Genomic DNA, 25,679 nt, shown 5'->3' with positions numbered 1-25,679 from the left:
CAGGAACTTCCCAACATGACGCGTAAACAGGCCACCATCGCAGTGCGTAGCGGTTTAAATGACGACGAGCAGTACGGTTGCGTTGTCCCGCCGATCCACCTCTCCAGTACCTATAACTTCACCGACTTTAATGAACCTCGCGCTCACGACTATTCCCGCCGCGGCAACCCGACGCGTGATGTGGTGCAGCGCGCTTTAGCGGAGCTGGAGGGCGGCGCTGGCGCGGTGCTGACCAATACCGGTATGTCGGCGATCCTGCTGGTGACGACGGTGTTCCTTAAGCCTGGCGATCTGCTGGTGGCGCCGCACGACTGCTACGGCGGCAGCTACCGTCTGTTCGATAGCCTGGCGAAGCGCGGCTGCTATCGCGTTCAGTTCGTCGATCAAAACGATGAGCAGGCGCTGCGGGCGGCGCTGGCGGAAAAACCGAAGCTGGTGCTGGTCGAAAGCCCAAGTAATCCATTGCTGCGGGTGGTGGATATTGCGAAAATCTGTGGTCTGGCGCGCGAAGCCGGGGCGATCAGCGTGGTCGATAACACCTTCCTGAGTCCGGCGCTGCAAAACCCGCTGGCGCTGGGCGCCGATCTGGTGTTGCACTCCTGTACTAAATACCTTAATGGTCACTCTGATGTGGTGGCCGGGGTGGTGATTGCCAACGATCCGGCGACTGTCACCGAACTGGCATGGTGGGCGAATAACATTGGCGTCACCGGCAGCGCCTTCGACAGCTATCTGCTGTTGCGCGGGCTGCGGACGCTTTCTCCACGCATGGAAGTGGCGCAACGTAATGCCCTGGCGATCGTCGAGTATCTGAAAACCCAGCCGCTGGTGAAAAAGCTGTATCATCCGTCGCTGCCGGAAAACCAGGGGCATGAAATTGCGGCGCGTCAGCAAAAAGGTTTTGGCGCAATGTTAAGCTTCGAGCTGGATGGTGACGAGCAGACGCTGCGCCGCTTCCTGAGCGGGCTGTCGCTGTTTACACTGGCGGAATCGCTGGGGGGCGTTGAAAGCCTGATTTCCCATGCGGCAACGATGACGCATGCCGGCATGGCGCCTGAAGCGCGTGCCGCCGCCGGAATTTCAGAAACGCTTCTGCGTATTTCGACCGGTATCGAAGATGGTGAAGATTTAATTGCCGACCTGGAAAATGGCTTCCGGGCAGCAAACGAGGAATAAAGATGAGTGTGATTGCGCAGGCAGGGGCGAAGGGTCGTCAGCTGCACAAATTTGGTGGGAGTAGTTTAGCGGATGCGAAATGTTACCTGCGCGTCGCGGGGATCATGAAGGAGTATTCGCAGGCGGGGGACATGATGGTCGTCTCCGCCGCTGGCAGCACCACCAACCAGCTGATCAGCTGGCTTAAGCTTAGCCAGAGCGATCGCCTTGCTGCGCATCAGGTTCAGCAGTCGCTTCGCCGCTATCACACCGAGCTGATTGGCGGTCTGGTGGAGCCTGCGGCGGCGGATACGTTGATCGCCGCCTTTATCCACGACCTTGAGCGTCTGGCTGGTCTGCTGGACGGCGGGGTTTCCGAAGCGGTCTATGCGGAAGTGGTCGGCCATGGGGAAGTGTGGTCCGCGCGCCTGATGGCGGCGGTTCTCAACCAGCTGGGAATGGAAGCCGCCTGGCTGGACGCGCGCGCGTTCCTGCGCGCGGAACGCGCCGCGCAGCCGCAGGTGGATGAAGGATTATCCTATCCACTGCTGCAGCAGCTGATGGCGCAGCATCCTAACAAGCGTCTGGTGGTGACCGGCTTTATCTCCCGCAACCAGGCCGGTGAAACCGTCCTGCTGGGCCGTAACGGGTCTGACTACTCTGCCACTCAGATCGGCGCGCTGGCGGGTGCTTCCCGCGTCACCATCTGGAGCGACGTCGCCGGGGTGTACAGCGCGGATCCGCGCAAGGTGAAAGACGCCTGTCTGCTGCCGCTGCTGCGTCTGGACGAAGCCAGCGAGCTGGCGCGTCTGGCCGCGCCGGTGCTCCATGCCCGCACGCTACAGCCGGTTTCCGCCAGCGATATCGATCTGCAGTTACGCTGCAGCTATACGCCGGAACAGGGTTCCACGCGCATTGAGCGCGTGCTGGCCTCCGGCACTGGCGCCCGGATTGTCACCAGCCATGACGATGTCTGCCTGGTGGAGTTCCAGGTGCCGGCCGGTCACGATTTCAAACTGGCGCATAAAGAGCTGGACGCCCTGCTCAAACGCGCCCAGCTGCGCCCGTTAGCCGTTGGCGTCCATGCCGACCGCAAACTGCTGCAGTTCTGCTATACCTCCGAGGTGGCCGACAGCGCGCTGAAGCTGCTCGATGAGGCAGGTCTGCCGGGCGAGCTGCGTCTGCGTCAGAAGCTGGCGCTGGTGGCGATGGTGGGCGCGGGCGTCACCCGCAACCCACTGCACTGCCACCGTTTCTGGCAGCAGCTGAAAGGGCAGCCGGTGGAGTTCACCTGGCAGTCGGAAGAGGGGATCAGCCTGGTGGCCGTCCTGCGCGCCGGGCCGACGGAAAGCCTGATCCAGGGGCTGCACCAGTCCTTGTTTCGTGCCGAAAAGCGTATCGGCCTGATGCTGTTCGGCAAAGGGAACATCGGTTCCCGCTGGCTGGAGCTGTTCGCCCGTGAACAAACCACGCTCTCGGCGCGCACCGGCTTTGAGTTTGTGCTCGCCGGCGTGGTCGACAGTAAACGCAGTCTGCTGAACTACGACGGGCTGGACGCCAGCCGGGCGCTGGCTTTCTTCAACGATGAAGCGGTGGAGCAGGATGAAGAGTCGCTGTTCCTGTGGATGCGCGCGCACCCGTATGATGATTTAGTGGTGCTGGACGTCACCGCCAGCGAGCAACTGGCCGACCAGTATCTTGATTTCGCCAGCCATGGCTTCCACGTGATCAGCGCCAACAAGCTGGCGGGGGCCAGCAGCAGCGATAAGTATCGCCAGATCCACGACGCGTTTGAGAAGACAGGGCGCCATTGGCTGTATAACGCCACCGTGGGCGCCGGCTTGCCGGTGAACCATACGGTGCGCGACCTGATCGACAGCGGCGATACCATCCTCGGCCTGAGCGGTATCTTCTCGGGAACGCTCTCCTGGTTGTTCCTGCAGTTTGATGGCACCGTGCCGTTCACCGACCTGGTGGATCAGGCGTGGCAGCAGGGTCTGACCGAGCCGGATCCGCGCGTCGATCTGTCCGGTAAAGATGTGATGCGCAAGCTGGTGATCCTCGCGCGGGAAGCGGGTTACGACATCGAGCCGGATCAGGTGCGCGTGGAATCACTGGTCCCGGCGCACTGTGAAGAGGGTTCGGTCGATCACTTCTTTGAGAATGGCGAAGAGCTGAACGAGCAGATGCTGCAGCGCCTGGAGGCGGCCCGCGAGATGGGGCTGGTGCTCCGCTACGTGGCGCGTTTTGATGCCAACGGCAAAGCACGCGTCGGCGTGGAAGCGGTACGCGAAGAGCACCCGCTGGCGGCGCTGCTGCCGTGCGATAACGTGTTCGCTATCGAAAGCCGCTGGTATCGCGATAATCCGCTGGTGATCCGCGGGCCCGGCGCCGGGCGCGATGTGACCGCCGGGGCGATCCAGTCGGATATTAACCGTCTGGCGCAGCTGCTGTAGTCCCGGGAAAAAGACCAGGCGCGGCCTGGTCTTTTTTGTTAGTGCGCCGCAAAAACTGCTTTAGCGGCAAACAGGCCGTTTAGCGCCGCCGGGAATCCGGCGTAGACCGCCATCTGCATGATCACTTCCGTAATTTCCTCTTGCGTCAGACCGACATTTAATCCCGCGGCAATATGCACTTTCAGCTGCGGCTCGGCGTTACCCAGCGCGGTGAGCGCGGCGATGGTGGCGATTTCCCGGCTACGCAAATCAAGCCCTGGCCGGGCGTAAATATCGCCGAAGGGGAACTCAATCAGATAGCGGGCGAAGTCGGGGGCGATATCCCGCAGGCTGTTGACGACGGCCTCCCCGCCGCGACCGTCCACGCGCTGAAGCATTTCCTGACCGGTGGTATAACGTTCGCTGGACATCGTTTTTTCCTCTCTGTGATGATGCGTTGAGAGGAAGGGTAGGGAAGTTTACCGGACTTGAGTAATACCCTTTTCGTGATACCTTTTCAGTATGACAACTTCGCGATTACATTCTCTCGATATCCGCCTGCTGCGTGCCTTTGCCGTGGTGGCGGAGGAAAATAACATCAGCCGGGCGGCGCAGCGGTTATTTATCTCGCAGCCGCCGCTGAGTCGCCATATGCGCTATCTGGAAGCGCAGCTGGGGGTGACGCTGTTTCAGCGCCATAGCAAAGGCCTGATCCTTACCGACGCGGGCAGAGAGGTGCTGGCGATCATTCGGCCTATGCTGGCGCTCCAGGAACGCACGCTGGCGGCATTGAGTGAGCTCTCCGTTCACTCGCCGCCGTCTCTGCGTCTGGGCGTGACCACCGCCTTCGAACAAGGCATTTTCGCTGCTGTTGAATCTGCGCTGAGCGAACATACCCGCGGGTTGCATATCACCCGTCACGCCTCACCGGCGCTGGCGCAGCAGGTGCGCAAAGGCAAACTCGATGCGGCGCTGGTCGCGCTGCCGCTCAATACTGAAGGGCTGCACCTGCATCCATTGCCGTATCAGGAGCCGCTCATCGCGGCAGTGCCAGCCTCCTGGCCGGAAGCCGTCATACCAGCGTTAACGCTAAGCGCGCTCAATCATCGGCCGCTATTCTGGTTTAAACGCGAGCGTAACCCCGATTTCTTTGACTACACGCGGCGCATTTTCGACCGGGCTGGCTATACCCCCGCTTATGTGGAAGAGCCTGCCGAACATGATGTGCTGCTGGCGCGAATCGCGCGTGGGGAAGGCATGATCCTCCTGCCGGCGTCCTTTTCCGCGATCCAGCGTCAGGGGGTGGTGTTCTGTCCTGTCGCTGAAGGCGACAGCATGCCGTTAAGCCTTGGGGTGATCTACGCGCCTCACCAGGCAGGAGCCGTGCGGCAATGGCTCTCACTGCTGGATGATCGCCTGACGACTTGCTCGTCCCATGCTGAATATCGTTCTACCCCATGTTGACCGCAGAGCGGGCTCTTTCGGCTGGCAAAGCGCCGGTAGATGAAGTTTTTTCATGTTGGCAGCCTTTTCCTCACTCTTTACGCAGATTTTTCTATTGACGCCCGGGCGCTTTTCCGTCATTTTTACATCTGGACGTCTAAACGTATAGAAGTTCGCAACACAACAGCCATTACATGCGATTGATGAGGTAAGGTATGAGCTTTTTTCACGCCAATCAGCGGGAAGCCCTGAATCAGAGCCTGGCGGAAGTCCAGGGCCAGATTAATGTGTCCTTTGAATTCTTTCCGCCGCGCACCAGTGAAATGGAGCAAACCCTGTGGAAATCCATCGATCGCCTGAGCAGTCTGAAACCGAAGTTTGTCTCGGTGACCTATGGCGCGAACTCCGGCGAGCGCGATCGCACCCACAGCATCATCAAAGGTATTAAAGAGCGAACCGGTCTGGAAGCGGCGCCGCACCTGACCTGTATCGATGCTACTCGCGATGAGCTGCGAACTATCGCCCAGGATTACTGGAACAACGGCATCCGCCATATCGTCGCTCTGCGCGGCGACCTGCCGCCGGGCAGCGGTAAACCGGAGATGTACGCCGCCGATCTGGTCACTCTGCTGAAAGAGGTGGGGGATTTTGATATCTCCGTCGCCGCGTATCCGGAAGTGCATCCGGAAGCGAAAAGCGCGCAGGCGGATTTGCTCAACCTGAAACGCAAAGTCGAGGCAGGCGCCAACCGCGCGATCACCCAGTTCTTCTTCGATGTGGAAAGCTACCTGCGTTTTCGCGATCGCTGCGTCTCGGCGGGCATCGACGTGGAAATTATTCCGGGTATCCTGCCGGTTTCCAACTTTAAACAGGCGAAAAAGTTTGCGGATATGACCAACGTTCGTATCCCGGTGTGGATGTCGAAAATGTTCGAAGGGCTGGATAATGACGCCGAAACCCGTCAGCTGGTGGGGGCGAATATCGCCATGGACATGGTGAAGATCTTAAGTCGGGAAGGGGTAAAAGATTTCCACTTCTACACCCTTAACCGCGCCGAAATGAGCTACGCCATCTGTCATACGCTGGGCGTGCGTCCGGCCTGAGTGTTTGCCGTTTCCGCCGTCAGTGGGCGACGCGTCCGGCTGATAAACATAAAAAAACACCCGGCTGACGCCGGGTGTTTTGTTTTGCTCTGGATTATTCCCATTCCTGCAGGAAGCGCTGGCCATATTGGTCGGCGACCAGCAGCGCGGCGTAGACCTGGTCGGCGTCGACGCCGCCCGGCATATTGTGGATGGTTTCGCCTTCAGCGCAGGCGGCTTCCGCTACCAGGCGCATTTTGGTCGGGATGTCGCCTTTGATATCCAGCTGCGCCAGCGTGATCGGCAGCCCAACGCTGTGACACAGCGCGGCGACAGTCTCGATCTCTTCCACCGGCGCGTTTTCCAGCACCAACTGCGTCAGGGTGCCGAACGCCACTTTTTCACCGTGATAATAGTGGTGGGCGTCAGGGATGGCCGTCATGCCGTTATGAATCGCGTGGGCTGCCGCCAGGCCACCGCTTTCAAAACCGACGCCGCTCAGATAGGTGTTGGCTTCCACCACCCGCTCCAGCGCCGGAGTGACCACGTGCTGTTCGGCGGCCAGCATCGCTTTTTCACCCTCTTCGAGTAAGGTGTTGTAGCACAGCTCGGCCAGCGCCAGCGCCGCCTGGGTGCATTTCCCGCCCGCCATGGTGGTGGCGCCGCTGCGTGAGCAGGCGCGGGCTTCGAACCAGGTGGCCAGCGCATCGCCAATCCCGGCGGCCAGCAGGCGAGCCGGCGCGCCAGCAACGATCTGCGTATCGACAATGACCATGTTAGGGTTGTGCGGCAGCATCAGATAGCTGTCGAACTCGCCTTCGTCGGTGTAAATCACCGACAGCGCGCTGCACGGCGCATCGGTGGAGGCGATGGTGGGGGCGATCGCCACCGGCACCTTCATAAAATGGGCCAGCGCTTTCGCGGTATCCAGGGTTTTACCACCGCCGATCCCCAGCACGGCGGTGCATTTCGCACTGCCGGCGATATCGCGCAGGCGATTGATTTCATTATGCGAACATTCACCGCCGAACGGCGCGATTTCCGCCGCCAGGCCGGCGTCAGCCAGGCTTTTGCGTAGCATCTCTTCCGCGAATCCCAGCACGAATTTATCGCCAACGACCAGCCAGCGTTCGGCCAGCGGTTTCAGGTAGTCGCCAAGGCGCTTGATGGCGCCTGCGCCCTGGATGTATTTGCCTGGTGATTGAATAATGCGATCCATTTCGATTCCTCCTCGATGACCGTGATGCCGCCCGCAGGCGGCGCGCGGGTCCGGTTACAGGTTCAGCGTGCCAAAGGCGTTATTCCAGTCCTGTTCAAACTTCTCTATGGCTGACTCTACCGCAGGGGTGCCGAGCATTTGTTGCGCTACATCTAGTGGAAGGGTGATTGCTTCGCAGCCAGCCAGCAGGCAATCCAGCGCCTGACGGGGCGTTTTGAAGCTTGCCGCCAGCACTTTGCTTTCGGGCGCATGCATTTCCAGCAGGGATTGCAGTTCCTGCACCATGCGGATGCCGTCTCCGCCCTGAGCGTCGACGCGGTTAACGTAAGGCGCGACGTACTTTGCGCCGGCCAGCGCGGCCAGCAGACCCTGTGAAGCGCTGTAGACGGCGGTGCCAAGGGTCGGGATGCCTTCTTTCTTCAGCAGCTTGATAGCGGCGAGGCCTTCGGCGGTGACCGGGATTTTGACCACGATGCCCGGCACGGCGTTGCTCAGGCGTTTGGCTTCTGCCACCATGCCCTGCGCATCGCGGCTCATGGTCTGCGCGAACAGAATCCCTTCCGGACCAACGGCTTTTTGCAGGCGCGGCAGTACATCCCACACCGGGGTTTTACCGGCGGCGATAATGCTCGGGTTGGTGGTCACCCCGGCCAGCGGGTAGATGCGGGCCAGGCGTTCCACTTCGGCGACGTTGGCGGTATCCAGATAGAGTTCCATAGTGTTTTCCTCAATGCTTAATTCGGTGCTGTCGTTGAGGTAAGCATACGGCTTTCGTTCGAAGGATCGCCAGATGACAAATTTGCCAAAAACTGGATAAATGTACGCATCGCGATTAAGGATGATTTAGATCACATTTATCGACGCTGGCTGGGATGGCAGGAAACTATAGCGCGCACAAAAGTCAGGTTTAACACACAAAAATCTAGTTCTTTGCCGCGGACGATTTTTCCGTCAGCTGGCTATGGTACTGACGGCGGTATTCAGACGGCGAGCGTTCCGTGGTTTTGCGGAACAGGCGGCAGAAGTAGTTGCTGTCGGCGAAGCCGCAGGCGTGGGCGATGTCTTTCACTTTCATATCGTGGCCCTTCAGCAGCATACGGGCCTGTTCGAGACGAATGTGGTTTAGATATTCATTGAAGCCCATTGGCCCACATTTCTGGAACAGATGGGAAAGATAGTTGGGAGAGAGATAGAACGCCTGGGCGACCGATTCCCGGCTCAGCGGCTCCGCGTAATGGACCTCGATGTACTGACGGATTGCCTCGAACAGCGCCTGGCTGCGCGAGGAGGTTTGCGCCTGGCTGCCGAGAAGATCATGGCAGTGGCTGAGCAGGCTGATGACGATGCTGCGGGCGGTTTGCTGCTCCTGCGGCTGCATCCGGATCTCGTTGAGCGCCTGCAGCAGGAAGGAACCGACGCGCGGCCCGCGACGCAGCGCCTGTAGCTTTTCAACAACGGCGATCGTCTTGCCATTCCAGCGCTGCAGTGAGCACTCCAGCTGCTGCTTAGCGAACAGGATGCTTAACAGCAGGCAGGGCGCCTGCCACTGTGGGCAGTTCCAGCTATCGCCAGGAATATAGAGCACGTCATGGGCCTCCAGGAGCGGGGCGTTATCGCCGAGCGCCTGGTCGCGCAGCTGCCCATCGAGGAGGATATTCAGACGGGGAAAATCAACCTGCACCACCGGTTCAGCAGGCGAGCGCGTCTCGCCGGCGAAATAAACCCGTCCGAGGCTGGTCTGCTTTTTTAGCAATGCATCAATAAGTTGATTGATATCGTTGTCCATCATTGTTCCGCCCCGCGCATCACCCTTTTCATCATACCGGACATTATTCCAGCGGTAAAAGCGCCAGCCTGTCGCTATTGCTTCTCAGTTACGATATGTTATATCGTAACAATTTGTCGCCATTGATAGCAAACTCAGGAGAGAGTAATGACCAGAAAGATCCCCCTGCTGGCCTTGGGACTCGGTATGGCGCTAGCCAGCGCCCAGGCGTTCGCCCACGGCAACCATAGCCATGGGCCGGCGCTAACCGAAGTGGAGCGTCAGGCCAGCGAAGGTATTTTTGCGGATAAAGATGTGCAGGACCGCGCGCTGAGCGACTGGGAGGGCGTCTGGCAGTCGGTGAACCCGTATCTGCTCAACGGCGATCTCGATCCGGTGCTGGAGCAGAAGGCGAAAAAGCCCGGCGGCAAGAGCGTGGAGGAGTATCGCGCCTATTATAAGAAGGGCTATGCCACCGATGTGGAACAGATTGGCATTGAAGATGACGTGATTGAGTTCCACATTGGCGAGACCGTCAACAGCTGCAAATACCGCTATTCAGGCTACAAAATCCTGCATTACGCCTCCGGTAAGAAGGGCGTACGTTATCTGTTCGAGTGCCAGCAGGGCGATGCCAGCGCGCCAAAATATGTCCAGTTCAGCGACCACATCATTGGCCCGCGTAAATCGCAGCATTTCCATATTTTCATGGGCAATGAATCACAGGAAGCGTTGCTGAAAGAGATGGATAACTGGCCGACCTATTATCCGTATGCGCTGCATAAAGAGCAGATCGTTGATGAGATGCTGCACCACTAGAACGGGTGAAAAATCCCCCGGCCGGGCGGCCGGGGGAAAGACAGCGATTAGCCGGTGTTACGCATACCGGCGGCGACGCCGGCGATGGTGACCATCAGCGCTTGTTCAACGCGCGGATCCGGGTCTTTGCCCTCTTCTTCAGCCTGGCGCGAACGGTGCAGCAGTTCCGCCTGCAGGACGTTCAGCGGGTCGGTATAGATATTACGCAGCTGGATAGACTCGGCGATCCACGGCAGGTCAGCCATCAGATGGGAGTCGTTTGCGATGGCCAGCACGACGTTGATATCGGCAGCCAGCAGCTTGCGCAGCTCGGTACCCAGCGCCCACAGCTCCGGTTTCACAAGGCGCTGATCGTAGTACTCCGCCAGCCACAGGTCGGCCTTCGAGTAAACCATCTCCAGCATGCCGAGGCGGGTGGAGAAGAACGGCCAGTCGCGACACATCGCTTCCAGTTCACTCTGTTTTCCGCCTTCAACCACCTTCTGCAGCGCAGCGCCAGCGCCCAGCCAGGCTGGAAGCATCAGGCGGTTCTGGGTCCAGGCGAAGATCCACGGAATGGCGCGTAGCGACTCGACGCCGCCGGTCGGACGACGTTTTGCCGGACGCGAACCCAGCGGCAGTTTGCCCAGCTCCTGCTCCGGAGTGGCGGAGCGGAAATAAGGCACGAAATCTTTGTTTTCACGCACGTAGCCGCGATACATCTTGCACGACACGTCGGACAGCTCGGCCATGATGTCGCGCCACTGCGGTTTTGGTTCCGGCGGCGGCAGCAGGTTGGCTTCGAGGATCGCGCTGGTATAGAGCGACAGGCTGCTGATGGTGACTTCCGGCAGGCCGTACTTAAAGCGGATCATCTCACCCTGCTCGGTAACGCGCAGGCCGCCCTTCAGGCTTCCCGGCGGCTGTGAGAGGAGCGCGGCGTGGGCCGGCGCGCCGCCGCGGCCAATGGAGCCGCCGCGACCGTGGAACAGCGTCAGTTCGATCCCGGCTTTCTCACAGGTTTTGATCAACGCGTCCTGCGCCTGGTACTGCGCCCAGGAGGCGGCCATCACGCCCGCGTCTTTCGCGGAATCAGAGTAGCCGATCATGACCATCTGTTTGCCCTGGATAAAGCCGCGGTACCAGTCGATATTCAGCAGCTGGGTCATGACGTCGTTGGCGTTGTTCAGGTCATCCAGCGTTTCGAACAGCGGGGCCACCGGCAGGGCAAAGCCAATCCCGGCCTCCTTCAGCAGCAGATGAACCGCCAGCACGTCGGACGGCGTTTTGGCCATCGAGATCACGTAGGCGGCGATCGATCCGCGCGGCGCCTCGGCGATCACTCTACAGGTGTCGAGAACTTCGCGGGTCTCTTCGCTTGGCTCCCACTGGCGCGGCAGCAGCGGACGTTTGGAATTTAGTTCGCGGATCAGGAAAGCCTGTTTGTCGGCTTCTGACCAGCTTTCGTAATCGCCGATCCCGAGGTAACGGGTCATTTCGCCCAGCGCTTCGGTGTGGCGGGTGCTTTCCTGACGGATATCAATACGCACCAGCGGTACGCCGAAAGACTTCACGCGGCGCAGGGTGTCGAGCAGCTCGCCGTTGGCGATAATGCCCATGCCGCAGGCCTGCAGCGATTTATAACAGGCGTATAGCGGCTCCCACAGCTGCTCGTTCTGAGTGATCAGTCCCGCCGGTTTCGGCAGCTTCTGACCTTTCAGACGCGCTTCCAGCCAGGCCTGGGTTTCCATCAGCTGAGTGCGCAGTTTCTTCATCAGGTAACGGTACGGTTCCTGAGCGCCCTCGGCGCCGGCCAGGGCGCGCAATTCGTCAGTACACTCCACCATCGACAGCTCGGAGATCAGCACCTGCACATCTTTGAGGAACAGATCGGTCGCTTTCCAGCGGCTGAGCAGCAGCACGTGGCGGGTGATATCGGCGGTCACGTTCGGGTTGCCGTCGCGGTCGCCGCCCATCCACGAAGTGAAACGCACCGGGACAAAGTCCACCGGCAGCTGATAGCCGAGGTTGGCTTCCAGCTGTTCGTTCAGCTCGCGCAGGTAGTTAGGCACCCCTTCCCACAGGCTATTTTCCACCACCGCGAAGCCCCATTTGGCTTCATCGACCGGGGAAGGGCGGTGCTTACGAATTTCATCGGTATGCCAGGACTGGGCGATCAGCTGGCGCAGGCGGCGCATCAGCTGGTGGTGCTCGTAGTCCGCGATATCTTTGTTATCCAGCTGCTTGAGGCAGTTGTTCACTTCCACCATTTTATGGATCAGCGTCCGGCGGGTGATCTCGGTCGGGTGGGCGGTTAACACCAGCTCCAGGGACAGAGATTCCACCGCTTTTTTGATGGTGTCTTCGTTGAGATTGGGTTGGTCTTTGAGCTTTCTCAGGGTGCGCGCAATGACTTCCGGATTGCTGGCCGCTTCGCCATTCGGCGAAATGCTGTGGTACTGCTCAGCGGTGTTGGCCAGATTCAGGAACTGGCTGAAGGCACGGGCCACCGGCAGCAGTTCGTCGTTAGACAAATTCTGCAGCGTGGTCAGCAGCTCCTGGCGGTTAGCTTCGTTGCCGGCGCGTGAAGATTTGGACAACTTACGGATAGTTTCGACACGATCAAGAATATTTTCTCCCAATGCATCCTTGATGGTATCGCCCAGCACCTTGCCGAGCATACTGACATTACTACGCAATGCGGAATATTGTTCGTTCATGTTACCCCAGACACCCCATCTCATTTTATTTTGTTATATCCGCTGCGCTGGAACGTGAGCAACGGATAAGCAACCCGTCTTTTATAAAGCCACGTAAATACCCCCACGTCAATTACTGCGAAATCGCTTCAGCAAACGAGTAAATACCCGTAATTTGCGAAATTTAACTCAGGGGGCGCTGGATAAGCATCGCTTATGGAAATGTGACGATCGTCACCGTTCCGCCCCGGGAGAGCGGGGCGGAAAAAGAGGGCGATTTTAGTGCCAGCAGAAGTGGTGAACCACCTGGCTAATCAGCTCCCGCGTCGGCTTGATAAAGCGCGTCTCCAGAAACTCGTCAGGCTGATGGGCCTGGTTGATCGAGCCCGGGCCGAGAACCAGCGTTGGGCACAGCGTCTGGATAAACGGCGCTTCGGTACAGTAGTTCACCACGTCGGTCTGGGCGCCAAGCAGTTTCTCAACCACCTGCACCAGCTTATGGTCCGGCGGGCACTCGTAGCCGGGGATCGGCGGATGCAGCTCCGAGACCGTCAGGCGGCCCGGCCAGCGTTCGCTGACCGGGGCCAGCGCCTCGTCCAGCAGACCATTGAGGTCGTTGAGGGTCATCCCCGGCAACGGGCGGATGTCCATATGCAGTTCACAGCAGGCGCAGATACGGTTTGAGGCATCGCCGCCATGGATGGCGCCGAGGTTGAGGGTCGGGTAAGGGACCGTGAACGCCTCGAAGTGGTAGCGCTCTTTTAGCAAATCGCGCAGCTGCATAATCCGACCGATGGCGTCGTGCATCAGCTCGATCGCGTTGACCCCGCGCGCCGGATCGCTGGAGTGGCCGGACTGGCCCTGAATACGGATCGCGTTGGACATATGTCCTTTATGGGCGCGGATCGGCTGCAGGGAGGTGGGCTCGCCGATGATGGCGCAGTCGGGGCGCAGCCGGGTGGTTTCGGCAAAATAGCGCGCGCCGGCCATGCTGGTCTCTTCGTCGGCGGTGGCCAGAATATACAGCGGTTTTTTCAGCGTGGTGACGTCGACATCGCGCAGGGCGTCGAGAATAAAGGCGAAGAAGCCTTTCATATCGGCCGTGCCGAGGCCGTAGAGCTTGTTATCGTGTTCGGTAAGGGTGAACGGATCGCGCGTCCAGCGGCCATCATCGAACGGCACGGTATCGGTATGCCCGGCGAGCAGCAGGCCGCCGGCGCCGTGTCCGGTGCTGGCCAGCAGGTTGAATTTATGGCGCGTATCCGGCACCGGCTGTACCTCGACATTAAAGCCGAGATCGCGGAACCAGCCGGCCAGCAAATTGATTAAAGACTCATTGCTCTGATCGAGAGCCTCTTCGGTCGCGCTGATGGACGGTGTGGCGATCAACGCGCGGTAAATCTCGATAAAGGGCGGTAAATTGTTTTTCATTGTTGACACACCTTGGGTCGTGATAGTATCAATATTCATGCATTTATTGTGAATAAAAATACAATATCGTTGAGCGTAAGAAAACCCATCGAATGTAAGGAGATGCGCTTCCAATGTTAAATACGCTGATTGTGGGTGCCAGTGGTTATGCCGGCGCAGAGCTGGTGACCTATATCAATCGTCATCCGCATATGAACATAACCGCTTTGACGGTCTCCGCGCAAAGCAATGATGCGGGAAAATTAATTTCCGACCTGCATCCGCAGCTCAAAGGCATTGTCGATATGCCGCTGCAGCCGATGTCCGATATCAGCGAATTCAGCGCTGGCGTGGACGTGGTGTTTCTCGCCACCGCGCACGAAGTGAGTCACGATCTGGCGCCGCAGTTCCTTGCCGCCGGCTGCGTGGTGTTCGATCTCTCCGGTGCCTTCCGCGTTAACGATGGGGCGTTCTACGAAAAATATTATGGTTTCACTCATCAGCATCCCGACCTGCTCAAACAGGCGGTGTATGGTCTGGCGGAGTGGAGCGCGGATGCGCTTAAAGAAGCGCAGTTAATCGCGGTGCCTGGCTGCTACCCGACGGCGGCACAGCTGTCGCTGAAGCCGCTGATTGATGCCAGTCTGCTGGATCTCAACCAGTGGCCAGTGATCAACGCCACCAGCGGGGTGAGCGGCGCGGGACGCAAAGCCGCGATCGGCAACAGCTTCTGTGAAGTCAGCCTGCAGCCATACGGCATCTTTAACCATCGTCATCAGCCGGAGATTGCCAGCCACCTCGGAGCGAAGGTGATTTTTACCCCGCATCTGGGTAATTTTAAGCGCGGCATTCTGGAAACCATTACCTGCCGCCTGAAGCCGGGCGTTGGCCATGCGCAGATCGCGGCGGTTTACCAGCAGGCTTACGCCGATAAACCGCTGGTACGTTTATATGATAAAGGCGTGCCCGCATTGAAAAGCGTCGAAGGTCTGCCATTCTGTGATATCGGTTTTGCCGTGCAGGACGACCATCTCATCGTCGTCGCGGCAGAAGATAACCTGCTGAAAGGCGCCGCAGCGCAGGCGGTGCAGTGCGCGAATATTCGTTTCGGCTTCGCTGAGACGCAGTCTCTTATTTAAGGTGTGATGATGAACCCATTAATTATCAAACTCGGCGGCGTATTACTCGATAGCGAAGAAGCGCTGGAGCGTCTGTTTACCGCGCTGGTCAATTACCGTGAAGCGCACCAGCGTCCGCTGATTATCGTCCATGGCGGCGGCTGCGTGGTGGATGAGCTGATGAAGCAGCTCAACCTGCCGGTGCAGAAGAAAAATGGTCTGCGGGTGACGCCGGCTGAGCAAATCGACATCATCACCGGCGCGCTGGCGGGAACCGCCAACAAGACGCTGCTGGCGTGGGCGAAAAAGCACGGTCTGGCCTCTGTCGGCCTGTTCCTCGGCGATGGCGATAGCGTGAAGGTGACACAGCTGGATGCTGAGCTGGGCCATGTCGGGCTGGCGCAGCCGGGCTCTCCGACGCTGATCAACACCCTGCTGGCGGGCGGTTACCTGCCGGTGGTGAGCTCTATCGGCGTGACCGACGAGGGCCAGCTGATGAACGTCAATGCTGACCAGGCGGCGACGGCGCTGGCGGCTACCCTGGGGGCGGATCTGATCCTGCTGTCTGACGTCAGCGGTATCCTCGACGGTAAAGGGCAGCGTATTGCCGAGATGACCGCCGAGAAAGCGGAGCAGCTGATCGAGCAGGGGATTATCACTGACGGCATGATTGTCAAAGTGAATGCGGCCCTCGACGCGGCGCGTGCTCTGGGCCGTCCGGTGGATATCGCCTCCTGGCGTCACGCCGAGCAGCTGCCGGCGTTGTTTAACGGCACGCCTATCGGCACACGTATTCTGGCTTAAGATTTCATGCCCGGCGGCGCGTTGTCTGCCGGGCTTACAAGACCGTAGGCCGGGGAGGCACAACGCCACCGGCGGAACTAACGAATAAAGGAAGCATGTTATGGCACTTTGGGGCGGGCGTTTTACACAGGCAGCAGATCAACGGTTCAAACAGTTCAACGACTCGTTGCGCTTCGACTATCGTCTGGCGGAGCAGGATATCGTTGGCTCTGTCGCCTGGTCGAAAGCGCTGGTAACGGTCGGCGTTCTGAGTGCCGATGAACAACAGCAGCTGGAAGAAGCGCTGAACGTGCTACTGGAAGAGGTGCGCGCCAATCCGCAGCAAATCCTCGCCAGCGATGCTGAAGATATTCACAGCTGGGTGGAAGGCAAACTGATCGACAAAGTGGGCCAGTTGGGCAAGAAACTGCATACCGGCCGCAGCCGTAACGACCAGGTCGCTACCGATCTTAAACTGTGGTGCAAAGATACCGTTGTCGAACTGCTGTCGGCGAACCGCCAGCTGCAGAGCGCGCTGGTGGAGACGGCCCAGCAGAACCAGGACGCGGTGATGCCGGGGTACACCCACCTGCAGCGCGCCCAACCGGTGACGTTCGCGCACTGGTGTCTGGCCTATGTCGAAATGCTGGCGCGCGATGAAAGCCGCCTGCAGGACGCGCTGAAGCGCCTCGACGTTAGCCCGCTGGGCTGCGGCGCGCTGGCGGGGACGGCGTATGAAATCGACCGCGAGCAGCTGGCCGGCTGGCTGGGCTTTGCCTCCGCCACCCGCAACAGCCTCGACAGCGTGTCTGACCGCGACCATGTTCTGGAGCTGCTTTCCGATGCCTCTATCGGCATGGTCCATCTGTCGCGCTTTGCGGAAGATCTGATTTTCTTTAACTCCGGCGAAGCAAATTTCGTCGAGCTTTCCGACCGCGTAACCTCAGGCTCCTCGCTGATGCCGCAGAAGAAAAACCCGGACGCCCTGGAGCTTATCCGTGGCAAATGCGGCCGCGTGCAGGGCGCGCTGACCGGCATGATGATGACCCTGAAAGGGCTGCCGCTGGCCTACAACAAAGATATGCAGGAAGATAAAGAGGGACTTTTCGACGCTCTGGATACCTGGCTCGACTGCCTGCATATGGCGACCCTGGTGCTGGATGGTATCCAGGTGAAACGTCCGCGCTGTGCGGAAGCGGCGCAGCAGGGCTATGCCAACGCCACTGAGCTGGCGGATTATCTGGTGGCGAAAGGCGTACCGTTCCGCGAGGCGCACCATATTGTCGGTGAAGCGGTGGTGGAAGCCATTGCGCAAGGGAAACCGCTGGAAGCGCTGGCCCTGGCCGACCTGCAGAAATTCAGCCCGGTGATTGCGGACGATGTTTATCCGATCCTGTCGCTGCAGTCCTGCCTTGATAAACGCGCGGCAAAAGGCGGCGTCTCGCCGCAGCAGGTGGCGCAGGCTATCGACGAGGCGAAGGCCCGTCTGAGCTAATCCACAGATATCTGTCTTCCCTGACCCGGCCGAGCCCAGCGACGCCGGGTTTTTTATGCAAAAAAAAAGCGGACGCAAGGTCCGCAAAAGTTCACGTTGGCTTTAGTTGTTCGGGTTGAGAAACAGTGTGACGGGTCAGTGGTTTTCACAGGTTCACCGTCTTTATGGGCGTATTATTGAACAGAAAACTTGATAGGGATAATCGTTCGTTGCTATGCTATCTATCGCCATGGACTATCGTGGCGATGGAGGATGAATAATGAATATTCGCGATCTTGAATACCTGGTAGCGCTCGCCGAACACCGCCACTTCCGGCGGGCGGCTGACTCATGCCATGTGAGCCAACCGACGCTCAGCGGACAGATCCGCAAGCTGGAGGATGAGCTTGGCGTCATGCTGCTGGAGCGCACCAGCCGTAAGGTTCTGTTTACCCAGGCGGGGCTGTTGCTGGTGGATCAGGCGCGTACCGTGTTACGCGAAGTAAAAGTGCTCAAGGAGATGGCAAGCCAACAAGGGGAAACCATGTCCGGGCCGCTGCATATCGGCTTGATCCCGACAATTGGCCCGTACCTGCTACCGCACATCATTCCGATGCTGCATCAGACCTTCCCGAAGCTGGAAATGTATCTGCACGAAGCGCAGACCCATCAGCTGCTGGCTCAGCTCGACAGCGGTAAGCTCGACTGCGCCATCCTGGCGCTGGTCAAAGAGAGCGAGGCCTTTATCGAGGTGCCGCTGTTCGATGAGCCGATGATGCTGGCTATCTATGAAGATCATCCGTGGGCAAACCGCGACCGGGTGCCGATGTCGGATCTGGCCGGTGAAAAGCTGCTGATGCTGGAGGATGGCCACTGCCTGCGCGATCAGGCGATGGGCTTCTGCTTTGAAGCGGGGGCGGATGAGGATACCCACTTCCGCGCGACCAGCCTGGAAACGCTGCGCAATATGGTGGCGGCAGGCAGCGGTATTACCCTGCTGCCTGCGCTGGCAGTGCCGCAGGAAAGAAAACGCGATGGCGTGGTCTACCTGCCGTGCATTAAGCCAGAGCCAAGACGCACCATCGGTCTGGTTTACCGTCCGGGCTCACCGCTGCGCAGCCGCTATGAACATCTGGCGGAGGCCATCCGCGGCACGATGGATGGCCATTTCGACAAGGCGTTAAAACAGGCGGTTTAAGCCGTTCAGCGCGGCAACCCGGTACGCTTCCGCCATGGTCGGGTAGTTAAAGGTGGTGTTGACGAAGTACTCAATGGTGTTACCACCACCTTTCTGCTCCATGATCGCCTGGCCGATGTGAATGATTTCGGCTGCGCGTTCGCCAAAGCAGTGAATGCCGAGGATCTCCTTGGTCTCCCGGTGGAACAGGATCTTCAGGGTTCCCACGCTCATGCCAACGATTTGCGCCCGCGCCAGGTGTTTAAACTGAGCGCGACCCACCTCATACGGCACTTTCATCGCCGTCAGCTGCTGCTCGGTTTTCCCGACGGAGCTGATTTCCGGAATGGTGTAGATCCCGGTCGGGATATCTTCAATCAGATGCGCTGAGGCTTCGCCTTTTACCAGCGCCTGGGCGGCAATGCGTCCTTGATCGTACGCCGCGGAGGCGAGGCTCGGATAGCCGATGACATCCCCAACCGCATAAATGTGCGGAAGGGCGGTCTGGTACATGCTGTTGACCTTCAGCTGGCCGCGACTGTCGGTCTGCAGACCGATGTTTTCCAGCGCCAGAGTGTCGGTATTGCCGGTGCGGCCGTTGGCGTACAGCAGGCAGTCCGCTTTGAGCTTTTTGCCGGATTTCAGATGCATGATGACGCCGTCATCAACGCCTTCAATCTTTTCGTACTCCTCGTTGTGGCGAATGACCACGCCGCTGTTCCAGAAGTGATAGGAGAGCGAATCTGACATCTCCTGATCGAGGAAGGCCAGCAGACGATCGCGGGTGTTGATCAGATCGACCTTCACCTCCATGCCGCGGAAGATCGACGCATATTCACAACCGATTACCCCGGCGCCGTAAATGATCACATGGCGCGGCTCATGCTGCAGGCTGAGAATCGAATCGCTGTCATAGATGCGCGGGTGGTGGAAATCGACATCCGCCGGATGATAGGGGCGAGATCCGCAGGCGATAACGAATTTCTCCGCGGTCACCGTCTCGACCGTGCCGTCATGGCACTCCAGCGCCAGAGTATGCTCATCAACGAAGTGGGCATTGCCCTGCAGAATTTCACAGTGGTTGCGCTCATAGAATCCCTGGCGCATATGAGTCTGCTGGTTGATGACGCTGTCGGCATGGTTAAGGATGTCGGCGAAAGAAGAGCGAAGAAGGCGGGAGTGGTCGCTGTAGAGGGGGTTTTGGTTAAACTCGATAATACGGCTGACGGCATGGCGGAGGGCTTTCGACGGGATGGTGCCCCAGTGGGTGCAACCGCCGCCGACATTATGGTAGCGCTCGATGACGGCAACGCGTGCTCCCTGTTTCACCAGTCCCATGGCGGCGCCTTCGCCGCCAGGACCGGAACCAATCACTATTGCATCATAATCCCAAGAGTGTGACATGGCATTACTCACCTGTTTTATACATAAAATAAACACGATGATAACATTCGCTGCGCTTTAACCCAATTATCGTTGTGCTTTTTTGCGGCTTAAAAGCAGAAACGGCTCGTAAACAATCATTCACAATCCAGGGCAAACCGATTAGTTTTAATCTCTGGTATAGTGCCAGCAGGGCTATTGGAAGGATTCATACATCGTGATGGGCGTAAGAGCACAACAAAAAGAAAAAACCCGCCGTTCGCTGGTGGAAGCGGCATTCAGCCAACTTAGCGCTGAGCGGAGTTTCGCCAGCCTGAGCTTGCGTGAAGTGGCGCGGGAAGCAGGGATCGCGCCGACGTCCTTTTATCGTCATTTTCGCGATGTCGATGAGTTAGGCCTGACGATGGTCGATGAGAGCGGACTGATGCTGCGCCAGCTGATGCGCCAGGCGCGCCAGCGGATTGCCAAAGGCGGCAGCGTGATCCGCACCTCGGTCTCGACCTTTATGGAGTTTATCGGTAACAACCCGAACGCTTTCCGCCTGCTGCTGCGCGAGCGCTCGGGAACGTCTGCGGCGTTTCGCGCCGCCGTCGCACGCGAAATCCAGCATTTTATTGCGGAACTCGCCGACTATTTAGAACTCGAAAACCATATGCCGCGCGCCTTTACCGAAGCGCAGGCTGAAGCTATGGTCACCATCGTTTTTAGCGCTGGCGCGGAAGCGCTGGATGTCGGCCCTGAACAGCGCCGACAGCTGGAAGAACGGTTGGTACTGCAGCTCAGAATGATCTCTAAAGGCGCGTATTACTGGTATCGCCGTGAACAAGAAAAAATGTCACATCATTCCGAATAACGTGAAGGACGAGCAATGAAACACTCAGTTCAAGATAAAGGTACGCTGCTGCTGGCGCTGATTGCCGGGTTATCTATTAATGGCGCCTTTGCGGCGCTGTTCAGTTCGATAGTTCCGTTTTCCGTCTTCCCCATCTTATCCCTGCTGCTGACGGTCTACTGTCTGCATCAGCGCTATCAGAATCGCAGTATGCCTGTCGGGCTACCGGGCCTGGCCGCCGCCTTTTTTATTCTCGGGGTGCTGTTGTACAGCACCGTCGTGCGTGCGGAGTACCCGGATATCGGCTCTAACTTCTTCCCGGCCGTTCTGTCCGTCGCGATGGTCTTCTGGATTGGCTACAAGATGCGTAACCGCAAAAATACCGCCGCTGAATAAGCCGCCAGTGATAAAAAACCGGCAATATGACGTTGCCGGTTTTTTTTGGCCTATTTCCGGGTCAGCAGAACGCCGCACTCCATGTGATGGGTATACGGGAACTGGTCGAACAGCGCCAGCCGGGTAACGTTGTGCGTCTGGCTTAGCGTTTCCAGATTACGGCACAGCGTTTCCGGGTTGCACGAAATGTACAGTATGCGCGGATAGGCCTGCACCATTTTCTCCGTTTCACTGTCCAGCCCGCTACGCGGCGGATCGACGAAAATAGTCTCGCACTGATAGCTTTGCAGATCGATACCCTGCAGCCGGTTGAACTCACGCACGCCGTTCATCGCCTGAGTAAACTCTTCAGCCGCCATGCGGATAATCTGCACGTTGTCGATATGGTTGGCGGCGATGTTGTACTGCGCCGCCGCCACCGACGGTTTGGCGATTTCGGTGGCCAGTACGCGATCGAAATTACGCGCCAGCGCCAGCGAGAAGTTACCGTTGCCGCAGTACAATTCCAGCAGGTCGCCGGTCGCCCCTTTGGTGACATCCAGCGCCCACTCCAGCATCTGAATGTTCATGGCCGCGTTCGGTTGGGTAAAGCTGTTTTCCACCTGACGGTAGATCATCTCCCGACCGCCAACCGGCAGGCGTTCATCTATATAATCCTGATCGAGCTCGATTTTAGTTTTAGTCGCCCGACCAATCAGATGCACATTGAGCCCCTGGGCTCGCAGGGCGTCACGCAGCGCCTCCGCTTGCTCACGCCAGGCATCATCGAGCTTTTTATGATACAGCAGCGAGACGACCGCCTGGTTGCTGAGGGTGGTCAGATAGTCAATCTGAAACAGCTTATGGCGCAGCACGGGATTGTTGCGCACGCCCTCCAGCATGGCGGTCATCAGCTGATTGATGAGCGCGCTGGCGGCCGGGAAGCTGTCAACGCGAATCCGCGACCGGGTCTGCTGATCGAAAATAATATGGTACAGGTCGTCGCCATCGTGCCACAGACGGAACTCGGCGCGCATACGGTAGTGGCTGACCGGCGAACGAAACACTTCCGGAACCGGCGCGGCGAAAGGCGCCATCATGGTTTGCAAACGGACGACTTTTTCTGCCAGCTGCGCTTCGTATTGTTCGGTAGGAAGGTGTTCGGGGGTCATGATGCATCCTGAATAAAATAAGTACGCGGGGATTGTAGGGAAAGCGCCGGGGATGTCCAGCCTCGAATGCCGCGGGAAATATAATTAGCAGTCTGGACATCTATATGTTTCTGATTGTAGCATTCGCCTACCGGTCCTGTGAGTTAAAAGGGAACCCAGTGGAAATCTGGGGCTGACGCGCAGCGGTAAGGAAGGTGAGAAATGAGCGCACTCGGTGCAGACACTGCGGTTAGCCGTGGGAAGTCATTATTTCTTGAAACAACCTCCAAGCCCGAAGACCTGCCGGAATACGTCGCACTGGGTTTTATCGTCGCGAGCAACTGATAAAACCTGCGGCATCCTTTTTCTGTTTCGGATGCTTTTACAATGATTAAAAAAGCTTCGCTGATGACGGCCTTATCCGTCACGGCATTTTCCGGCTGGGCGCAGGACAGCAATTCAGACACGTTGGTGGTGACAGCAAACCGTTTTCAACAGCCGGTCAATACCGTGCTGGCGCCGACCGATATAGTGACGCGCGATGACATCGACCGCTGGCAGTCCAAAGATTTAAACGATGTCATGCGTCGTCTTCCCGGGGTCGATATTGCCCGCAACGGCGGCATGGGGCAGAGCGCTTCGCTGTATGTTCGGGGGACGGAGGCTCGCCACGTGCTGGTGCTGATCGACGGTGTGCCGATGGCGCGTCCGGGGATCTCCAACGGCGTGGATATCAGTCAGATCCCTATCTCTCTGGTCCAGCGGGTGGAATACATCCGCGGCCCGCGCTCCGCGGTGTACGGCTCCGGGGCGATCGGCGGGGTGGTGAACATCATCACCATGACCGATGCTGAGCGTTCGCAGATCAACGCCGGCGCGGGAACGAACGGCTATCAGTCCTACGATGGCGCCTTTAACAAGCGGTTTGGCGATACGCTGGTTACCGCTGCCGGCGCCTATCAGACCACCAAAGGGTTTAACGTCCAGCCGAACTCCTCTTATAGCGGCGACAGCGATCGCGACGGCTACCGCAATAAAATGCTATGGGGCGGGGTACAGCATCAGTTCGATGACAACTTCTCGGGGTTCTTCCGCGGCTATGGTTATTCCGCCAATGCTGACTATGACCAGGGTAACTGGGGCTACGCAGGTGGAAACGATGAAGATCAGTCCTATACCCAATCCTGGGACACCGGTCTGCACTACCATTCCGGAATTTACTCCTCCCAGCTGATTGCGAACTATCAGCGTATTAAAGATTACAACTACAGCAGCGACGCTGGCCGCTATGCCGCGGGCACCACCCTGGATGATATGGAACAACGCTATATCCAATGGGGAAATAATGTTGTGGTGGGCCATGGCGCAGTGAGCGGTGGCGTAGACTGGAAACAGGAGAAGCTGAAATCCAGCGGAACGACCAGTACCGACGTGTATAAGCGCGATACCACCGGTCTTTATCTGACGGGCCAGCAGCAGATTGACAGCGTGACGCTGGAAGCTTCCGGCCGTGAGGATCATGACGAGCAGTTTGGCTGGCACGGTACCTGGCAGACGGCGGCAGGCTGGGAATTTATCGAGGGTTATCGGACAACGCTCTCGTACGGTACAGGATTCCTCGCCCCCTCCCTCGGACAGCAGTACGGCGCAGAACGTTTTGGCATCGCCTCTAACCCGAACCTGAAGCCAGAGGAGTCGAAGCAGTGGGAAGCGGGCCTCGAAGGGTTGACGGGGCCGGTCGACTGGCGTCTCTCCGCGTATCGCTATGAGATTCAAAACCTCATCGATTACGACAACAACGCCTATTACAACGTCAAGTCTGCGACGATCAAGGGGCTGGAGTGGACGGGGAATGTCACCACAGGGCCGGTGGAGCACCATCTGACGCTGCAGTATGTTGACCCTCGCGATGATGAAACTAACAAAATCCTCTATCGCCGGGCGAAGCAGCAGGTGAAATACGAGCTGAACGGCCAGGTCTACGATCTGGGGTGGGATGTGACGTATCACTACATCGGCAAGCGCTACGATTATGATTACGACAACTCGCGTACCGTCAATATGGGTGGGTTGAGCCTCTGGGATGTCGGTTTATCGTATCCCGTCACCTCACACCTGACAGTTCGTGGTAAAATAGCCAACCTGTTCGATAAAGATTACGAGACAGTTTATGGCTACCAATCTGCAGGACGGGAATACACCTTGTCTGGCAGCTACACCTTCTGATCCACGTCCCACCGTGCTGGTGTTTGATTCCGGCGTCGGTGGGTTGTCGGTTTATAATGAGATTCGGCAGCTGCTGCCGAATCTGCATTACATCTATGCTTTCGATAACGTTGCCTTCCCCTATGGCGAGAAGAGCGAGGCGTTTATCGTTGAGCGCGTTGTGGAAATCGTCACCGCTGTCCAGCAGCGTTATCCCCTGGCGCTGGCGGTGATCGCCTGCAATACCGCCAGTACCGTCTCCCTGCCTGCTCTGCGTGAAAAGTTCGCCTTCCCCGTTGTCGGCGTGGTGCCAGCGATCAAGCCCGCCGCCCGCTTAACGGCGAACGGCATTGTTGGCCTGCTGGCGACGCGCGGCACCGTAAAGCGTCCTTATACCCGTGAGCTGATCGACCGCTTTGCCAATGAATGTCGGATTGAAATGCTGGGGTCGGCGGAGCTGGTGGAGCTGGCGGAAGCGAAGCTGCACGGCGAGCCTGTGCCGTTAGAAGAACTGCGCCGTATCCTGCGCCCGTGGCTGCGGATGCAGGAGCCGCCGGATACGGTGGTGCTGGGCTGCACCCACTTTCCTCTTTTACAGGAGGAGCTGCAGCACGTTCTGCCCGAGGGCACGCGGCTGATCGATTCCGGCGCGGCGATTGCCCGTCGCACCGCCTGGCTGTTAGAGCATGAAGCGCCGGACGCGAAGTCCAGCGACGAGAATAAAGCATTCTGCATGGCGTTGACGGCAGAAACGGAACAACTTTTACCCGTTTTGCATCGCTATGGCTTCTCGACGCTGGAAAAATTACCGCTTTAACGGCGTTTTGCACAAAAAAGAGACGGTTGAATAATTTTTTGAAAACAGGGCTTGTCAACGTCTCAGAACTCCCTATAATGCGCCTCCACTGACACGGAACAACGGCAAGCAAGCCGCCGGGTCAGCAGGGTTTCGGCGATGAAGTTCAGCGCTGAAAACCGACAGAGAAAAGCAAAATAAGGGCTTGACTCTGAATGAGGAAAACGTATTATACGGGACCTCGCAACGGTGAGCTGAAAGCCGCGTTGCAACTGCTCTTTAACAATTTATCAGACAATCTGTGTGGGCACTCAAAGTGACATGGATTCTTAACGTCCTCGGACGAAAAATGAATACCAAGTCTCAAGAGTGAACACGT

21 protein-coding genes and 1 riboswitch are annotated in these 25,679 nt (G+C 58.3%); of the genes, 13 read left to right on the top strand and 8 right to left on the bottom strand.

What is annotated here, in order from left to right:
- Positions 1-15: 15 nt before the first annotated feature.
- On the top strand, positions 16-1,176 hold the full coding sequence (gene metB, locus ACLH1U_RS23345; protein ID WP_004203678.1) for a cystathionine gamma-synthase: 1,161 nt from the start codon (positions 16-18) through the stop codon (positions 1,174-1,176).
- Between the two features lie 2 nt (positions 1,177-1,178).
- Complete coding sequence (locus ACLH1U_RS23340) at positions 1,179-3,611, top strand: bifunctional aspartate kinase/homoserine dehydrogenase II (protein ID WP_023291529.1); 2,433 nt, start codon at positions 1,179-1,181, stop codon at positions 3,609-3,611.
- A 38-nt stretch (positions 3,612-3,649) separates the two neighbouring features.
- On the opposite strand, the gene ACLH1U_RS23335 is transcribed toward ACLH1U_RS23340, so the two are convergent.
- On the bottom strand, positions 3,650-4,021 hold the full coding sequence (locus tag ACLH1U_RS23335; protein ID WP_049013703.1) for a carboxymuconolactone decarboxylase family protein: 372 nt from the start codon (positions 4,019-4,021) through the stop codon (positions 3,650-3,652).
- Positions 4,022-4,112: 91 nt separating this feature from the next.
- Between ACLH1U_RS23335 and ACLH1U_RS23330 the strand changes: the two genes are divergently transcribed.
- On the top strand, positions 4,113-5,054 hold the full coding sequence (locus ACLH1U_RS23330; protein ID WP_374014426.1) for a LysR family transcriptional regulator: 942 nt from the start codon (positions 4,113-4,115) through the stop codon (positions 5,052-5,054).
- 194 nt (positions 5,055-5,248) lie between these two features.
- The gene (gene metF, locus ACLH1U_RS23325) at positions 5,249-6,136 is read left to right on the top strand and encodes a methylenetetrahydrofolate reductase (RefSeq protein ID WP_023291532.1); all 888 of its coding nucleotides are present in this window, start codon (positions 5,249-5,251) and stop codon (positions 6,134-6,136) included.
- A gap of 94 nt (positions 6,137-6,230) precedes the next feature.
- Here metF and ACLH1U_RS23320 read toward each other — a convergent pair whose 3' ends face one another.
- The 3 genes from ACLH1U_RS23320 to ACLH1U_RS23310 all read right to left on the bottom strand — a co-directional run bounded on the left by ACLH1U_RS23320 (position 6,231) and on the right by ACLH1U_RS23310 (position 9,198).
- Positions 6,231-7,334: a glycerol dehydrogenase gene (locus tag ACLH1U_RS23320; RefSeq protein WP_032454483.1), complete on the bottom strand. Its 1,104-nt coding sequence runs from the start codon at positions 7,332-7,334 to the stop codon at positions 6,231-6,233.
- A gap of 54 nt (positions 7,335-7,388) precedes the next feature.
- On the bottom strand, positions 7,389-8,051 hold the full coding sequence (fsa, locus tag ACLH1U_RS23315; RefSeq protein ID WP_004203684.1) for a fructose-6-phosphate aldolase: 663 nt from the start codon (positions 8,049-8,051) through the stop codon (positions 7,389-7,391).
- A gap of 205 nt (positions 8,052-8,256) precedes the next feature.
- Positions 8,257-9,198, bottom strand: a complete 942-nt coding sequence (locus tag ACLH1U_RS23310) for an AraC family transcriptional regulator (RefSeq protein ID WP_224256479.1) — start codon at positions 9,196-9,198, stop codon at positions 8,257-8,259.
- Between the two features lie 69 nt (positions 9,199-9,267).
- Between ACLH1U_RS23310 and zinT the strand changes: the two genes are divergently transcribed.
- Entirely contained in the window at positions 9,268-9,918 is a 651-nt protein-coding gene (zinT, locus tag ACLH1U_RS23305) for a metal-binding protein ZinT (protein ID WP_023291535.1), read from the top strand.
- Between the two features lie 47 nt (positions 9,919-9,965).
- Here zinT and ppc read toward each other — a convergent pair whose 3' ends face one another.
- Complete coding sequence (gene ppc / locus ACLH1U_RS23300) at positions 9,966-12,617, bottom strand: phosphoenolpyruvate carboxylase (protein WP_023291536.1); 2,652 nt, start codon at positions 12,615-12,617, stop codon at positions 9,966-9,968.
- 258 nt (positions 12,618-12,875) lie between these two features.
- Positions 12,876-14,027 carry an acetylornithine deacetylase gene (gene argE / locus ACLH1U_RS23295; protein ID WP_023291537.1) on the bottom strand — a complete coding sequence of 384 codons (1,152 nt, stop codon included), beginning with the start codon at positions 14,025-14,027 and terminating at the stop codon, positions 12,876-12,878.
- A 113-nt stretch (positions 14,028-14,140) separates the two neighbouring features.
- Between argE and argC the strand changes: the two genes are divergently transcribed.
- From argC to oxyR, 4 genes are all read left to right on the top strand, one after another.
- On the top strand, positions 14,141-15,145 hold the full coding sequence (gene argC / locus ACLH1U_RS23290; protein ID WP_025710967.1) for an N-acetyl-gamma-glutamyl-phosphate reductase: 1,005 nt from the start codon (positions 14,141-14,143) through the stop codon (positions 15,143-15,145).
- 6 nt (positions 15,146-15,151) lie between these two features.
- Entirely contained in the window at positions 15,152-15,928 is a 777-nt protein-coding gene (gene argB, locus ACLH1U_RS23285) for an acetylglutamate kinase (protein ID WP_085955164.1), read from the top strand.
- 100 nt (positions 15,929-16,028) lie between these two features.
- Entirely contained in the window at positions 16,029-17,402 is a 1,374-nt protein-coding gene (argH, locus tag ACLH1U_RS23280) for an argininosuccinate lyase (RefSeq protein WP_044520936.1), read from the top strand.
- 259 nt (positions 17,403-17,661) lie between these two features.
- Positions 17,662-18,579: a DNA-binding transcriptional regulator OxyR gene (oxyR, locus tag ACLH1U_RS23275; protein ID WP_002883015.1), complete on the top strand. Its 918-nt coding sequence runs from the start codon at positions 17,662-17,664 to the stop codon at positions 18,577-18,579.
- On the opposite strand, the gene sthA is transcribed toward oxyR, so the two are convergent.
- On the bottom strand, positions 18,562-19,962 hold the full coding sequence (gene sthA, locus ACLH1U_RS23270; RefSeq protein ID WP_002883016.1) for a Si-specific NAD(P)(+) transhydrogenase: 1,401 nt from the start codon (positions 19,960-19,962) through the stop codon (positions 18,562-18,564). The genes oxyR and sthA overlap by 18 nt on opposite strands.
- 196 nt (positions 19,963-20,158) lie before the next feature.
- Here sthA and fabR point away from each other — a divergent pair, with 196 nt between their 5' ends.
- Both fabR and ACLH1U_RS23260 read left to right on the top strand, forming a co-directional pair.
- Positions 20,159-20,794: an HTH-type transcriptional repressor FabR gene (gene fabR, locus ACLH1U_RS23265; RefSeq protein ID WP_004151856.1), complete on the top strand. Its 636-nt coding sequence runs from the start codon at positions 20,159-20,161 to the stop codon at positions 20,792-20,794.
- A 15-nt stretch (positions 20,795-20,809) separates the two neighbouring features.
- The gene (locus ACLH1U_RS23260; RefSeq protein WP_004203691.1) at positions 20,810-21,169 is read left to right on the top strand and encodes a YijD family membrane protein; all 360 of its coding nucleotides are present in this window, start codon (positions 20,810-20,812) and stop codon (positions 21,167-21,169) included.
- A gap of 50 nt (positions 21,170-21,219) precedes the next feature.
- Here the strand turns inward: ACLH1U_RS23260 and trmA are convergent, their stop codons facing one another.
- Complete coding sequence (trmA, locus tag ACLH1U_RS23255; protein WP_004203692.1) at positions 21,220-22,320, bottom strand: tRNA (uridine(54)-C5)-methyltransferase TrmA; 1,101 nt, start codon at positions 22,318-22,320, stop codon at positions 21,220-21,222.
- A 114-nt stretch (positions 22,321-22,434) separates the two neighbouring features.
- Positions 22,435-22,622, top strand: a riboswitch (cobalamin riboswitch).
- A 64-nt stretch (positions 22,623-22,686) separates the two neighbouring features.
- Between trmA and btuB the strand changes: the two genes are divergently transcribed.
- Both btuB and murI read left to right on the top strand, forming a co-directional pair.
- On the top strand, positions 22,687-24,525 hold the full coding sequence (btuB, locus tag ACLH1U_RS23250) for a TonB-dependent vitamin B12 receptor BtuB (protein ID WP_032454489.1): 1,839 nt from the start codon (positions 22,687-22,689) through the stop codon (positions 24,523-24,525).
- On the top strand, positions 24,470-25,321 hold the full coding sequence (murI, locus tag ACLH1U_RS23245) for a glutamate racemase (protein WP_032454490.1): 852 nt from the start codon (positions 24,470-24,472) through the stop codon (positions 25,319-25,321). Before btuB ends, murI begins: the two co-directional genes overlap by 56 nt.
- The last annotated feature ends 358 nt before the right edge of the window (positions 25,322-25,679 follow it).

The sequence above is a fragment of the Klebsiella sp. 1SOBk5mer genome (assembly GCF_046603115.1).
Lineage (GTDB): Bacteria > Pseudomonadota > Gammaproteobacteria > Enterobacterales > Enterobacteriaceae > Klebsiella > Klebsiella quasipneumoniae.
Note: the sequence above shows the minus strand (reverse complement) of the source record. Positions and strands in the feature narration are given on the sequence as shown.

Excerpts from the sequence above, each read along its gene's own strand:
- metB (WP_004203678.1), top strand. The coding sequence starts at position 16 with ATGACGCGTAAACAGGCCACCATCGCAGTGCGTAGCGGTTTAAATGAC.
- ACLH1U_RS23340 (WP_023291529.1), top strand. The coding sequence starts at position 1,179 with ATGAGTGTGATTGCGCAGGCAGGGGCGAAGGGTCGTCAGCTGCACAAA.
- ACLH1U_RS23335 (WP_049013703.1), bottom strand. The coding sequence starts at position 4,021 with ATGTCCAGCGAACGTTATACCACCGGTCAGGAAATGCTTCAGCGCGTG.
- ACLH1U_RS23330 (WP_374014426.1), top strand. The coding sequence starts at position 4,113 with ATGACAACTTCGCGATTACATTCTCTCGATATCCGCCTGCTGCGTGCC.
- metF (WP_023291532.1), top strand. The coding sequence starts at position 5,249 with ATGAGCTTTTTTCACGCCAATCAGCGGGAAGCCCTGAATCAGAGCCTG.
- ACLH1U_RS23320 (WP_032454483.1), bottom strand. The coding sequence starts at position 7,334 with ATGGATCGCATTATTCAATCACCAGGCAAATACATCCAGGGCGCAGGC.
- fsa (WP_004203684.1), bottom strand. The coding sequence starts at position 8,051 with ATGGAACTCTATCTGGATACCGCCAACGTCGCCGAAGTGGAACGCCTG.
- zinT (WP_023291535.1), top strand. The coding sequence starts at position 9,268 with ATGACCAGAAAGATCCCCCTGCTGGCCTTGGGACTCGGTATGGCGCTA.
- ppc (WP_023291536.1), bottom strand. The coding sequence starts at position 12,617 with ATGAACGAACAATATTCCGCATTGCGTAGTAATGTCAGTATGCTCGGC.
- argE (WP_023291537.1), bottom strand. The coding sequence starts at position 14,027 with ATGAAAAACAATTTACCGCCCTTTATCGAGATTTACCGCGCGTTGATC.
- argC (WP_025710967.1), top strand. The coding sequence starts at position 14,141 with ATGTTAAATACGCTGATTGTGGGTGCCAGTGGTTATGCCGGCGCAGAG.
- argB (WP_085955164.1), top strand. The coding sequence starts at position 15,152 with ATGATGAACCCATTAATTATCAAACTCGGCGGCGTATTACTCGATAGC.
- argH (WP_044520936.1), top strand. The coding sequence starts at position 16,029 with ATGGCACTTTGGGGCGGGCGTTTTACACAGGCAGCAGATCAACGGTTC.
- oxyR (WP_002883015.1), top strand. The coding sequence starts at position 17,662 with ATGAATATTCGCGATCTTGAATACCTGGTAGCGCTCGCCGAACACCGC.
- sthA (WP_002883016.1), bottom strand. The coding sequence starts at position 19,962 with ATGTCACACTCTTGGGATTATGATGCAATAGTGATTGGTTCCGGTCCT.
- ACLH1U_RS23260 (WP_004203691.1), top strand. The coding sequence starts at position 20,810 with ATGAAACACTCAGTTCAAGATAAAGGTACGCTGCTGCTGGCGCTGATT.
- trmA (WP_004203692.1), bottom strand. The coding sequence starts at position 22,320 with ATGACCCCCGAACACCTTCCTACCGAACAATACGAAGCGCAGCTGGCA.
- btuB (WP_032454489.1), top strand. The coding sequence starts at position 22,687 with ATGATTAAAAAAGCTTCGCTGATGACGGCCTTATCCGTCACGGCATTT.
- murI (WP_032454490.1), top strand. The coding sequence starts at position 24,470 with ATGGCTACCAATCTGCAGGACGGGAATACACCTTGTCTGGCAGCTACA.